11 protein-coding genes are annotated in these 12,472 nt (G+C 46.7%); 8 read left to right on the forward strand and 3 right to left on the reverse strand.

What is annotated here, in order from left to right:
* The first annotated feature begins 48 nt into the window (after positions 1-48).
* Positions 49-1,002, forward strand: coding sequence for a lactate/malate family dehydrogenase (locus tag EWA64_RS17085; RefSeq protein ID WP_039426956.1), 954 nt, complete (start codon positions 49-51; stop codon positions 1,000-1,002).
* A gap of 50 nt (positions 1,003-1,052) precedes the next feature.
* On the opposite strand, the gene EWA64_RS17090 is transcribed toward EWA64_RS17085, so the two are convergent.
* Positions 1,053-1,427 (reverse strand): hypothetical protein, encoded by a 375-nt coding sequence (locus EWA64_RS17090; RefSeq protein ID WP_061896042.1) that lies wholly within the window; start codon positions 1,425-1,427, stop codon positions 1,053-1,055.
* 262 nt (positions 1,428-1,689) lie between these two features.
* Between EWA64_RS17090 and EWA64_RS17095 the strand changes: the two genes are divergently transcribed.
* The 4 genes from EWA64_RS17095 (at position 1,690) to EWA64_RS17110 (ending at position 6,781) form a co-directional block, all read left to right on the forward strand.
* The gene (locus EWA64_RS17095) at positions 1,690-2,724 is read left to right on the forward strand and encodes an ABC transporter substrate-binding protein (RefSeq protein ID WP_045570065.1); all 1,035 of its coding nucleotides are present in this window, start codon (positions 1,690-1,692) and stop codon (positions 2,722-2,724) included.
* A 609-nt stretch (positions 2,725-3,333) separates the two neighbouring features.
* A complete protein-coding gene (gene ltrA, locus EWA64_RS17100; protein ID WP_061893079.1) occupies positions 3,334-4,626 on the forward strand; it encodes a group II intron reverse transcriptase/maturase in 1,293 nt (430 codons plus the stop codon).
* A gap of 201 nt (positions 4,627-4,827) precedes the next feature.
* Positions 4,828-5,271, forward strand: a complete 444-nt coding sequence (locus EWA64_RS17105) for a GNAT family N-acetyltransferase (protein ID WP_061893229.1) — start codon at positions 4,828-4,830, stop codon at positions 5,269-5,271.
* Between the two features lie 322 nt (positions 5,272-5,593).
* Positions 5,594-6,781, forward strand: a complete 1,188-nt coding sequence (locus EWA64_RS17110) for a DUF3103 domain-containing protein (protein ID WP_061893230.1) — start codon at positions 5,594-5,596, stop codon at positions 6,779-6,781.
* A 282-nt stretch (positions 6,782-7,063) separates the two neighbouring features.
* On the opposite strand, the gene EWA64_RS17115 is transcribed toward EWA64_RS17110, so the two are convergent.
* Positions 7,064-7,387, reverse strand: coding sequence for a heavy metal-binding domain-containing protein (locus tag EWA64_RS17115; RefSeq protein WP_061893303.1), 324 nt, complete (start codon positions 7,385-7,387; stop codon positions 7,064-7,066).
* Positions 7,388-7,507: 120 nt separating this feature from the next.
* The gene (locus tag EWA64_RS17120; RefSeq protein WP_061893231.1) at positions 7,508-10,387 is read right to left on the reverse strand and encodes an HD domain-containing phosphohydrolase; all 2,880 of its coding nucleotides are present in this window, start codon (positions 10,385-10,387) and stop codon (positions 7,508-7,510) included.
* Positions 10,388-10,605: 218 nt separating this feature from the next.
* Here EWA64_RS17120 and EWA64_RS17125 point away from each other — a divergent pair, with 218 nt between their 5' ends.
* The 3 genes from EWA64_RS17125 to EWA64_RS17135 all read left to right on the forward strand — a co-directional run bounded on the left by EWA64_RS17125 (position 10,606) and on the right by EWA64_RS17135 (position 12,346).
* Entirely contained in the window at positions 10,606-11,046 is a 441-nt protein-coding gene (locus EWA64_RS17125; protein WP_061893232.1) for an SRPBCC family protein, read from the forward strand.
* A gap of 69 nt (positions 11,047-11,115) precedes the next feature.
* Positions 11,116-11,865 carry a phosphatase gene (locus EWA64_RS17130; protein WP_061893233.1) on the forward strand — a complete coding sequence of 250 codons (750 nt, stop codon included), beginning with the start codon at positions 11,116-11,118 and terminating at the stop codon, positions 11,863-11,865.
* A gap of 82 nt (positions 11,866-11,947) precedes the next feature.
* Positions 11,948-12,346, forward strand: a complete 399-nt coding sequence (locus tag EWA64_RS17135; RefSeq protein WP_061893234.1) for a cytochrome b562 — start codon at positions 11,948-11,950, stop codon at positions 12,344-12,346.
* Positions 12,347-12,472: the final 126 nt, after the last annotated feature.

Genomic DNA, 12,472 nt, shown 5'->3' on the forward strand with positions numbered 1-12,472 from the left:
TCGCAGTTAAAATTAAACTTTAGTTAGTGTTTTATCAGGGAAGCGAAAATGAAGATTGGTGTAATTGGCGCGGGAGCCGTTGGCGTGGGGGTGTGTAATTATCTGCTCACCTTAGGCAGTGTCAGCGAATTGGTGTTATTGGACCAAAACTTAGCCAGAGCTGAAGGGGAAGTGTATGACTTTCGCCATACTGCGGCGCTCACCTTCTCGAAAAATACCCACATCTTACCGACGCAAAATTATCTTGATTTGCTCGGTGCCGACATTGTGGTGATTACCGCGGGTGCACAGATCAAACAAGGGCAAACGCGTCTGGATATCGCTGAAATTAATGCCAAGATTGGTGTTGAAATCGCTCATCAGGTTGAGCGTGTTGCACCGAACGCCACTTTGATTGTGGTGTCGAATCCTTGCGATATCGTCACCCACTTTATCGCCAAAAACAGCTCGTTCAAACCATCGAAAATCATCAGCAGTGGTTGTGTGATTGATACGGCGCGTTTGATGACCATTGTGGCAAACCGCGTGCAGTTGGATCCGAAAAATGTCTTTGGCTATGTGCTAGGCGAACACGGTAGCCACTGTTTTACCCCCAAAAGCCTGATTTCGATCGCTGGGCAGCCTGCGGATTACTACTGTGACACCAACCATATCAAACGCATTGACGCCGATGAGTTGTTGGAATCGGTCAAGCAGGCGGGGTATGAGATTTTCAAACGCAAGCACAATACCACCCATGGCATCTCGGCCAGCGTGTTCCGCATCATTCAGGCGATCATGATCAATGAAAAATCGGTCTTGCCGGTAGGCACGCTATTGTCCGGGCAATATGGGCTAAAAGATGTGGTGCTCAGTTTACCGACGGTGATTGGCAAGCAAGGTGCAGAAAAGATTTTGCATCACCCGTTTAGCCAAGAAGAGCTTGAGACGTTAAGTGAGATTGCTAAAGCGGTGAATGTGGTCGTGGCGCAAGTCGCCAAGGCTACGGGGCTAAACGCTTAAAAAGTCAGAAATGAAACAGCGACCGAGAATACGCGGGCGCTGTTTTTGGCTTACTCGCTGGGTTGATTTAAGTCACGCACTTGATCCGGCTCTGGATTTTGCCGAAAACGTTTAACGGCAATGGTGGTTTTTTCTTGCATGATGCATTTGGCGATGCGGTGCATGCCGTCAAACACGCGGTAATCTTCGGTGAGAATCACCGGGTAACTGAGATCTGCGTTATTAATCCGTCGGCAATGCTCTGCAATCGCACGGCAAGTCGGTCCGGGTCCGGAATCGCCAAACCAAGTGACTTCGTCGGGACCGCAAATATCGGCAATTGGGATCTCTTCGGTTGGCAACGTCTCAGCCAATTGCCAGATCCGCTCGATCATCCAAATTGATTGGATGCCATCATTAATTTCTACATATCTTGCTGTTGTCACGTTTTACTCGACTCCTTGAGTTAAATGGCATTCGCCAGTGATGTTCTTGATAACAATTGGTGAAACTGTCGCGTGTTTTTTAGCACGAAAAAACCGTGGTTTTCCAGTCAGTTCGCGTTCAGCCCTTGAGCATAAACCATGTTTGGCATAACAACGAATATTATTCATAACGATTAATTAAATTTTCTTTCAAATCCTTAACAATTGCCTAATTATGCGCGTGACCCCCAGCGCGGTGCTGGTTAAGTCTGGATAGCAAACTATGAAATTATTAATCAAAGGACTGGTTTTGAGTGCGCTCTCTTTTAGCGCGGTCTCTCAGGCAGAGAGCGAAGTGCTGAACGTTTATGCTTGGGGGAGTTACCTACCTGAAGCTTCTCTAAAGGCGTTTGAGAAACAAGAAGGCGTCACGATTAACTATTCAACATTTGAAAATAATGAATCGATGTACACCAAACTCAAGCTGCTGAAAGGTGGCGGTTACGATGTGGTGTTTGCCTCCGCGTACTTCATCGAAAAAATGGGTCGGGAAGGGCTGTTGACCAAATTGGATCACAGTAAAATCCCAAACATGAAAGACACGATGGATGGTCTGCTTGGTCAAGCGCACGATCCGAAAAACGACTACTCGCTGCCTTATATTTGGGGCATTACTGGCATTAGTTACAATGAAACCATGGTCGATGCCCCTTTGACTCGCTGGGCCGATCTGTGGGATAAAAAGTACGCGCAACAAGTGATGCTGATTGACGATATCCGTGATGTTTTCGGTATGGCGTTAAAACTTAACGGCTTTAGTATCAACACGAAAAACGAAGCAGAAATCAAGAAAGCATACGAATCTTTGGTTGCGTTGAAGAATAACGTCTTACTGTATAACTCAGATGCGCCGCAAGTGCCGTATGTGTCTGGTGAAGCGTCTGTTGGCATGCAGTGGAACGGGAACGCCTACCAAGGCCAAGTGGAAATGCCAGAACTGAAGTTCGTGATGCCTGAAGAAGGCGCGGTGTTGTGGATGGATAACTTCACCATTCCATCGGGTAGTAAACACAAAGAATTGGCGCACAAGTTTGTTAACTTCATGTACCAGCCAGAAAACCAAGCTGAGATTGTCAACAGCCTAGGCTACGCTTCAGCAACCAAATCTGGTCGTGAGCTGCTGCCTGCTGAGCTGAAAAACAACCCAACTATCTTCCCATCAGATAAAGATATGAAGAAGGGAGAGTTTATTAATGATGTCGGCCCAGAAACGCTCGCGATTTATGAGAAATACTGGCAGCGCCTAAGAACGCAATAAGGCAAGAATGAGATCATCCCAAGGAGCGCAAAGGCGCTCCTTTTGTTTGTGCGCCGAGCATGGCGTTGATCTAGGAGGTGAAAGTCCTCTACGGGCTCAGTCGAGCGAGAACCGTTAGCCTATGCAAGGGTGTTCACCGTGAGGTGAAACCTGAAGGAAGCAAACGGCAAAACTTGGTTGTGACGAACAGAAACCTGATAGTAGGCCTGTACAACTTGGGTAACCTAGCAATAGATAGAATAGCCCAATGCCTCGACGGGAAGTGTGTATAGGTAAATCAGGCATGACCAAGGGAAAGAGCAACGTCTTACCTCGGGAGATCTCATTGCCTGTCTCAGATGAGACTAATACAGCAGTGATGTTGTGTGATGGGCAATGAGAAGTCAGCAGAAGGCATAGTACTTTGAGGAAGTACAACTCAAAGGAAGGCCTGAACTGAATATATCAAGAAGCAGTCACTAGACACTCAATCATGTGGAGTCATAGCAAGATGAAAATCATCTCTACGTCCCAATGGGCAATACCGCAAGTAAAGCTCATGGTCACGAAGAATGACAAGCATGATCGGCGTAGAAAGGAGGACGAGTCTTGGTGACCCCCACTGCGCTGATGGAACAAATCAGCTCCTCAGCGAATTTGAACCATGCCCTTCGACGCGTGAAGAAGAACAAGGGGTGCGCAGGTGTCGACAGACTCGACATCACAGCGACCATTTCTAAACTTCGGCAAGCTTCAAATGGGCAAGCGCTCCGCCAGAGTCTTCTGGACGGAAGCTACCAACCTCAACCTGTTCTGGGTGTAGAAATCCCCAAGCCGAATGGTGGCGTCAGGCAATTAGGTATCCCCACGGTACTGGATAGGATAGTCCAACAGGCGATCACATCAGTACTGTCAGACATCTATGAGCCGAGGTTCTCCAACAGCAGCTACGGGTTCAGGCCGAACCGCAGTGCGCATCATGCGCTTGCGGCAGCAAGCCGCTATATCAGAGAAGGGCGGGGTTATGTAGTGGATATCGATCTAGCCAAATACTTCGACACGGTGAACCATGATAGGCTGATGCGCAGATTATCTAAGGACATTAGTGATAAACGAGTATTAAAGCTCATCAGGTCCTATCTACAGGCAGGCTTAATGCGAGATGGGTTAGTAGAGCGAAGACAACGAGGAACACCACAGGGTGGGCCATTATCTCCGTTACTTTCCAATATCGTATTAGATGAACTGGACAAAGAGTTAGAGCGAAGAGGGCATAAGTTCTGTCGATATGCAGATGACTGCCAAATCTACGTTCGTAGTGAGGAAGCCGCCCATCGAGTCAAAGAGTCGATAACGGAGTTCTTGGAGCAGAAGCTAAAGCTCACGGTAAATCGAGAGAAAAGTGCAGCAACAAGAGTGACGGAGCGAGCCTACCTAAGTCATAGCTTCAAGATAGACGGAACTCTCCTGATATCAAAACCGGCACAAGCTCAAATGAAGCAGCGAGTGCGGAAAATAACGAAGCGAAATCGAGGTCGAGAGTTGTCGGTAATCATCACCGAGTTAACCCAATACCTACGAGGTTGGCAGCACTACTTCAAGCTCGCCCTAGGTCAAAGTGCGATGCAGCGCTTGGACGAATGGATACGGCGTCGGTTGAGATGCTACCGCCTGAAACAGCGCAAACGCAGATACAGCATAGCGACATGGTTACAACGCCAAGGTGTAACAGAGCGAAATGCGTGGAAGCTGGCGATGTCAGATAAAGGGTGGTGGCACTTAGCCCTCTCGCCCCAGTTGAATCACGCCATGCCAATCAAATGGTTCAAGGAGAGGGGATTGTACTCATTGAGAGATGGGTATGAGTCACTAAAGGTATATTCGGAACCGCCGTATGCGACCCACGCTTGTACGGTGGTGTGAGAGGATGGAGGCCGTGAGGCCTCCTCCTACTCGATTGCCAGAACTGAGTGTGCCAGAGACACTGATCGTAACCTTGTCTCAAGAAGTTTTTTGTTGCGCTTTTGAATCGGTGTAAAAACATCGTTAGGAAACGCTTGCTTTTTTTCACTCTTAATGGCACTAAAAGCACATATTTTGCGGAATTTTTCGAGAGAAAAGGATATGGACGTTACCTTAAGCCACATCGATAAAAACAACTACCAAGCCGTATGCCAATTAGAGCTGGCTAAGTATCAGGAAGAGTTAGTTGTTAGCAATACTTGGTCACTGATTGAATCTTTTTATCACGAGAATACCCAAGCGCGAGCGCTCTGCTTAGACGGTAAACCCGTTGGCTTTATTATGTGGGAAATAGGTTCCGATTCTGTAGTTATACTGCGTCGTATTATGGTGGACTATGCCCATCAGCGTCATGGTATTGGTCGTCGTGCCATCGATCTATTGTTAGCCGAAATGGCGAATCTCCCCGCGGTGAAAAACTTGCAGGTTGAATATCCGCGCAGCAACCGTACGGCAAAAGCCTTTTTCTCTGCGCTTGGCTTTGAACTGGAAGAGGAGAAAAGTGAAAGCGATATTCTCTCTGCCAGCATGACAATCGAAAAATAGCAGCGCTTTGCGCAAGCTTTACTCCATATCGATAATCCTGTGACTAAACGACAGCCACGGGATTTTTTATTTTCCACTCCCTATGTTTTCTATTTAAAAACATACCATTTTATTTGATTTGCTCTGAATACAGATAAATTTTCCAATGAGCTTGGTTTATTTAAGAGCCTGCTACTTTAAGTAACGCTTAATAAAAACATGATCCTCTGGGCAGAGTTTAAACAAATTTATAAAACGACGTTGAATGAATAGCGAGCAATGGTATTTTGGTCATGAATAGAGCTTGAACTCTACTCATAATAAAAATATTAAGGGGTATTACATGAAAAAAATCATCTCCCTCTCTGCTCTTTGTGCATTAGCGCTTGTGGGTTGCCAGTCTGAAGAGACGCCAGTGACCACCATTTCTAACGACAAAGCGGGGGAAATTACCAATACAAAACGTGATTTGGCCAAACAACTGAGTGAACATTTTACGGAGTTAGAAGGTACACTGCGCGCCAATATCACTGCTGAGCAGCTTAACGTTTCACTCTCCACTCTGGCTGAGCAGCAACCGAAAGCGCAATTTAGTCGCCAATTTATCCAAGCAGATAGCCAGATTCGTACATGGAAAGGTATCTCTGAATACACCGACGAACTCTTAGAAGTGCGCTTGGCCAATGAAGCAATGTTAGACGCTTGGCAAAATGGCGAGCAAAGCCCACTGTTCGCCTTTGAGCCAACAGGTGATGATGAGCAGTGGCAGTACATTGAAGCTTTTGATATCAATGGACAAATACATCAGTTAAGCGTGAGTGAAATGCCGGATGTGCCTGTTATCGTGATTGATAACAACAGCTCGGTTGAGTTGAAAGCAGGCTTACAAGCGATGAGAGCGGAAATGCAGCGCCTTGGTCAATCGACGGTTGTTTTGCCTTATCATAATGAACGTGATCGCACTGCTGCGCCTACGAAGGCTTTCGCTGCAGGAGAGGTTCAGCCAATCCACACCACCCAACTGAAGAAAATTCGTCTAGCCGATGACCAAGAGCCATGGATCTCAGGAAAAGCAGAAATCTACGCGATTGTCACCGGGGTAAACCCAAGTCGTGATGAGCCTGCACTGGATCTGGTCGAAATGCCTTATCTCGATTACGACAACAAAGATTACTACCCAAATCAAATCGTGATTCACTGGTCTCGCTACCGCTGGGGCGCCGCTGATATGGTGTTGATGGAGCAAGACGATGGTACGGATTACAAGCAGCTTGCCAAATTGTTGGTACAGGTGGCGGAAGAGGTGCTTAAAGCCATTCCCGATCCAGAAGTGCAAGCCTACGCGATTATTCCGCAACTGACTAACAAGATCATTGATGCTATTCCAGATGGTGCGCTAACCAATGATGATGATTTTGTCGATGTCTACTATACCTTGATGCAAGACACGTCGTATGTCGATCATCCGGGAGCGGGCGTGAATGCGGTGGTAACCTTGGAACCGCTGACAATCAATCCAACCCGTCCATAAGCGCTATTCGTCCAAGGCACTATTTGTCCATAAGCACTATTCGTCTATAGGCATTAGTCTCAAGCCTGATAGGGTGAAATAAAAAGGTCGAGTTCCGAAGAACTCGACCTATTCCAGACGCGCAAGCGAAAGCGTCAATTCGTTTATATGCCGCTAATGTAATGACTTTCTTGTTGGCGTGTAAACAGTTAATACGCGCATTCACAAAAAAATCATATTCCTTGAAGTAGGATCATACATTGCGTTGTTAATCCGATGGAAATGCGGCTTTGCTGACAACGTTTACTGCTCGATCACCACGGCGGTACCGCTGGCGGAAACCATTAACATGCCGTTACTCTGGCCTAAGACTTCATAATCGATATCCACGCCAACAATCGCGTTAGCGCCCAAAGCACGCGCTTTTTGCTCTAACTCTTCAAACGCTATGGTTCTTGCTCGCTCTAATTCTTTTTCGTAAGTACCAGAGCGTCCACCAACCATATCTCTTATTCCCGCAAAAAGATCTTTAAATAAGTTTGCGCCAAGAATGGCTTCACCTGCAATAACGCCTTTATAGGCGACAATTCGCTTACCTTCAATTTGCGGAGTGGTTGTTACTATCATCATTTGCCCTCATTTAGGTTAAAAGTTGCAATTAAATTTATTCAGATAAGGGCAGGGACAATTTATAATTTATCCGAGCAGATAGCAAGTAGGTATTTATTAAAAATCAACTCCTTAGAGTTAGAATTGATTTCTTAGATAATGCTTCACTCGCTCAATATGAGTCTTTCTATCGACCTCTGAGAACTGTTTTGGATTAACAAACGTTTTCGCGTATTTCTGATCCACTTCGCGCAGTAAGAAAAGCAGATAGATTTTGGGGTCAATATGTCCGGAGGTCGCCATATTGGTCATAATTTCCAGTGACTCAGCTAAGGATTTGCCTTTTTTGTACGGGCGATCGTTTGAGGTTAACGCCTCAAACACATCCGCAACCGCCATTATTCGAGCGGGAATCGATAGCTGTTCTTCGTTTAAACCAAGCGGATAGCCTTTGCCATCCATACGTTCGTGGTGACCGCCAGCAATTTCCGGAATATTTTTCAAATGCTCTGGATAAGGCAAACGGTTGAGCATCACTTGGGTCTGAATGATGTGATCGTTGATGATAAAGCGCTCTTCATCATTCAAGGTGCCATAACGTATGGTGAGGTTGTGTAACTCACCACGATTGTATTTACAGTTGCCAGGTTTAAGCACATAGGGCTGTTGCCAGTTCTGGCTCGGATGGCCACCTTGTTCCCACGCAATCATATGTACGGGTTTGTCGGCCAGCAATGGCTCCATGACGGGTAGCGATGGTTTGCTGGTGTGGCGTTTTTGCTCTATCCACGAGACGCCAAGTTGATCATCTAGCGTGCGTTTCCACTCGCGTTGAGCAATAGTACGCAGACGCTCGACATCTTGCTGCGCCATATCCTCGCTGCCTACGTTACAGCGGGCGACAAAGGCAAACTCGTCATCCAGTTGGCGATGTTTCTCGTCTAGCGTTTGTTTGGCTTGTGCTGCTTCTTCGCCATTGTAAAGCGCTTGCCAGTAGGTGACTTCTTCTTGCAGTTTCAGCACTTCAAAGCGCATGCGGATCTCGTGTATGCGATCGTAAATCGTCTCAAGTTTAGTCGCTTTGTCGACCACATATTCAGGAGTGGTCACTTTGCCGCAGTCATGTAGCCAAGCGGCCAGTTTGATCTCTTCCCACTGCTTGTTATTGACCGAAAAGTTGGGGAAGTATTTTTTGTCTCGGTGAATTTCTTCCGTTAGCCAAGTGACCAGTTGTGGTACGCGTTGACAATGTCCGCCAGTGTAAGGGGATTTGGTATCAATCGCAGAGGCAATCAGCTCGATAAAAGCATTGAGCATCTCTTTTTGCTGCTGCATCTGGTCGATATTGTCTTTGGCAATTTGCGCGAAACTGAGCAGTTCGCGTAAAAAAGCATGCTTATCCAACTGAGCGTCTGTTGGTGCGCGTTCATAGCCAATAGTGACAATACCAACCAGTGATTTTTCACGGTTGAGTAGCGGGAAGAAGAAGATATCTGTATTGAAAATAGTATCTTGGTGGCGTTTCAACGCATTCGATGTACGGTCTAGATGAATGGTTTCCCCCTCTTTCAACTGCGCCATCATCCAAGGTGTTTCGTTGATAAACTCATTGATGTCGATTTTGAACGGAATGATGGCGTGATTCGCCGCAGTAGTCAGTTTTTTCTCTTCGTCCGATTGGATGTAAAGCATGATGGTTTCGGCTTTGGTCACCAAGTAGGCTTGATGGGCGATGGTTTTCGCTAGCAGGTCAAAATCTTGATTGCTGGCGGTATCTCGCAATAAACGCAGTAGATCGTGCAGGGTATGTTCCATCAACTCGATTGAATTGGTTAGGTTTACCACCTCTTTAATCACACTTTGTGGGTAGCGTGTGCGTTTGAAATCAAAACGAGCGATGTTGTCGGTAAGTAAGATTAAATTTTGCAGCGGTCTGGAGAGGCGATTCGCCACCACCCAGACAATGGCAAAGCAGATCAGTAACATAAAGATTGCCGTCACCACCTGCTTATCACGCATGGAAATTAAATCGCTGAGCAGTTCGTTGGTTGGCGTCGCCTCTGCAAGTGTCAATTGCACTTTGTCAGTCAAATAGACAGGCGTCATGGTAAGTGACCACTCATCGCCCTGATAGTGCTGAGTTTGAAACAAGGTTTCGCCCGTACCAATCTTTTCAATCAATGGGGCGAATAGTGTTGAAAACACTTTACTCTGCTGTAAACCCTGTCCGCTCTTATCTTCTGTTTCTAACTGATGTTGCGCCAACAAGCGACCTTCTGCATCGAGTAGGGCTAATTTTGTGCGTGGCGCAAAGGCGAGCGCTTCCATCTGAGTCGAGAGTTTAGACAGGGTAAAATCGGCGCCGATAACGTGCTGTCCGTCGGTTGATTTACGTGACAATGTCACGCCGTTGGTCTGCAAAAAGTAAAAAAAATATGGCTGAGTCAGCCGAATCTGCCCATCGGGCTCTGCATTGACAAACCAAGGTCGAATTCTTGGGTCAAATTGATTGTCGTTTTGTAGCCGATAGTCGACTTGTTGAAAATCTTTATCGAGGTAGACAAACTCGTTGCGACCATCGACGTGCGTGGTGTTGATTAAGAAATAAGCCCCTTCTGGCGCGTCAAAGCGGGTTTTCATCATTTCTGAGTTGAGCATTCGATACTGGGTGAAGACGCCGCTTTGCGAGGCGTGATAAAGCGCAACCAAATTGGGGTTTTGAACAAAAATCAGGGATAGTGATTTAAGCCAAGGTGTAAGTTTCGTTGCTTCATTTTGATCATCTAAAAAAGCGCTTTCGGCCATAAAATTAAGGGTCGTAAGCACCGGACTGACAGAAGTTTGATAAGAGGATTCCAGTTTATTGGCGTGTTCAAGGCTCAGCCCTTCAGCGCTTTTACTGAGTAACGCTTGCGAATGGTTATAACTGATGGAAATCAACACAATACCGATGATAGTGGTTAAAACGAGAAACAGACTCGTAATATGGATGCTCAGCGGATAGCGTTGTTTTTTCATTCAGTGCTCCGTGTTCTCTAACGTTAGGGGGAAATACACAACTTGCTGCTCAAACAGAGGGCTGATGTTGTATTAGCGCCTTAGTGTTTAATTTGCGCGCGCTTTTTCTACGTCTGTTTAAGTATTGTCGAAATTATCCACCTTGCCAAAAAATAACTGGTTGATTTTTAGTCTGTATGCGCTAGCGTGTTACTGGCATGCTTCAGGGAGGAAAAGCCATGTTGACCTTGAATTATCATATTGAGATAGACGCCACACCGGAGAAGGTGTGGCAGGTGTTGACGGATCTGGAACTGTACAAACAGTGGGCAACCGCTTTCTCACCGCAATCACAATTTGCTGGAGATTGGCGTGAAGGTGAAGATATCAAATTTTTTGACCCTGAAATGGGCGGGACCCGGGCTGTCATCGATGCTATTGAGCCCAGCCGTAATATCGAGCTTCATCATGTGGCGATTTTCAATCCAGATCACGTACAAGATATCGATAGTGATGTCGCCTGCAAATGGATTGGCTCCAAAGAGCGTTATCAACTGCGCCCCAAAGAGGGCAAACTACTGCTAATGGTGACCATCACCACCCACAGTGACTTTGTCTCCATGTTCAATCACGGTTGGGAAAGGGCATTACCGCTGATTAAAGTGCTCAGTGAACGCTAGTTTTTACGGGCTCTCGTTTGCCTAACGGGGTAAACTAACCGTACTGATAGCGCGATGCAGAGAGTGATGATGGAACTGAAGATTGATACGCACACCCATACTTACGCCAGTGGCCATGCTTACAGCACACTGATTGAAAACGCACAATGTGCTAAAGAAAATGGCTTAGCTATGTTTTGCAGCACCGATCATGCGGAATCGATGCCGGGAGCGCCACACTATTGGTTTTTCTCCAACCAGCGTGTGTTGCCGCGTTTTATTCACGACGTTGCGATTCTTCGGGGTGTCGAAGCGAACATCTTAAACACCGAGGGTGAAATTGATATTCCGCTCAGCGTGGACCCCAACCTGGATTGGGTGATCGCCAGTTTTCACGAGCCCGTGTTTGCCCCTTCAAGCAAAGAAGCCCATACCCAAGCTTTGATTAATGTGATCAAAAGTGGCCGCGTCGATGCGCTTGGCCATCTGGGTAATCCGCACTTTGATTTCGATTTCACGGCCGTGCTGCAATGCGCCAAAGAGTATGACGTCGCGATTGAGATCAACAACTCCACCTTACGTGGCCACAGCCGAGTGGGCAGTGTCGAGCGCTGTTACGAAATTGCCCGAGTCGGCAAAGCCATTGGCGTCTATTTCACGACCGGAAGTGATGCCCATTTTTGTCAAGATGTCGGAAAACTCGATCTGGCCAGTGAGCTGCTGGATACGGTTGGCATTGAAGCCACTCAGGTGATCACGCATTCTGCCAAACAGTTTCTCGCCTTTCTTGCGCTGCGCGGTCGAGGAGAGATTGCCGAATTTGCCCATTTGAGTCTGTGACTTTTTACATTTTCTTTGCTTATTTTTCGTGGGCTATGCAGTACACTAGCGGCGAAAAAATGATAAGAACAACGGAGAAGTAATGAAGTTTGGTTCAATTTTGCTTAGCTCAGCACTGATTTTGTCTTCCTTCCACGGCGCAGCGAATGCGGCGGGAGTGGACTTAAAACAGAATATGCAACAGATGAAACTGGAGTTTCGTCATGCAGCAGAAGCGCAAGATGTCAGCAGCATGCAAGCCGCGGTGACGCAATTGCAAGCACTGGTTGAAAGCTCTAAGCGAGGCATCTACCCTGCCGAGAAAGATGGCATTTACCAAGAAGGTTTTAACAAGCTGTCGGTCGTGCTGAGTAAAATCGATCAAGAGCTAAAGCAGGGCGATCTGCAACAAGCAAAACAAGCACTGCGTGAGATTGACCAGTTGCGCGAAGAGTATCACGACAAGCGTAACCCAAGCATCTGGAGCAAGCTGTTCGGCTAACGCTCTCTCCGGTCACATTAACGATCAGCCCGCTTTTTTAGCGGGTTTTGTTTTGCCGTTTTTCATGCGGTTACTGGATTGATGTGATGAACAAATCAGTTATTTGTTGCCATTTTTGCAAGCCAT

The organism is Vibrio cidicii (assembly GCF_009665415.1).
In the GTDB taxonomy this organism is placed as follows: domain Bacteria; phylum Pseudomonadota; class Gammaproteobacteria; order Enterobacterales; family Vibrionaceae; genus Vibrio; species Vibrio cidicii.

Coding starts and splice junctions, on each gene's coding strand:
- EWA64_RS17125 (WP_061893232.1), top strand. CDS start 10,606: ATGTTGACCTTGAATTATCATATTGAGATAGACGCCACACCGGAGAAG.
- EWA64_RS17105 (WP_061893229.1), top strand. CDS start 4,828: ATGGACGTTACCTTAAGCCACATCGATAAAAACAACTACCAAGCCGTA.
- EWA64_RS17130 (WP_061893233.1), top strand. CDS start 11,116: ATGGAACTGAAGATTGATACGCACACCCATACTTACGCCAGTGGCCAT.
- EWA64_RS17135 (WP_061893234.1), top strand. CDS start 11,948: ATGAAGTTTGGTTCAATTTTGCTTAGCTCAGCACTGATTTTGTCTTCC.
- EWA64_RS17115 (WP_061893303.1), bottom strand. CDS start 7,387: ATGATAGTAACAACCACTCCGCAAATTGAAGGTAAGCGAATTGTCGCC.
- ltrA (WP_061893079.1), top strand. CDS start 3,334: ATGGAACAAATCAGCTCCTCAGCGAATTTGAACCATGCCCTTCGACGC.
- EWA64_RS17110 (WP_061893230.1), top strand. CDS start 5,594: ATGAAAAAAATCATCTCCCTCTCTGCTCTTTGTGCATTAGCGCTTGTG.
- EWA64_RS17085 (WP_039426956.1), top strand. CDS start 49: ATGAAGATTGGTGTAATTGGCGCGGGAGCCGTTGGCGTGGGGGTGTGT.
- EWA64_RS17095 (WP_045570065.1), top strand. CDS start 1,690: ATGAAATTATTAATCAAAGGACTGGTTTTGAGTGCGCTCTCTTTTAGC.
- EWA64_RS17120 (WP_061893231.1), bottom strand. CDS start 10,387: ATGAAAAAACAACGCTATCCGCTGAGCATCCATATTACGAGTCTGTTT.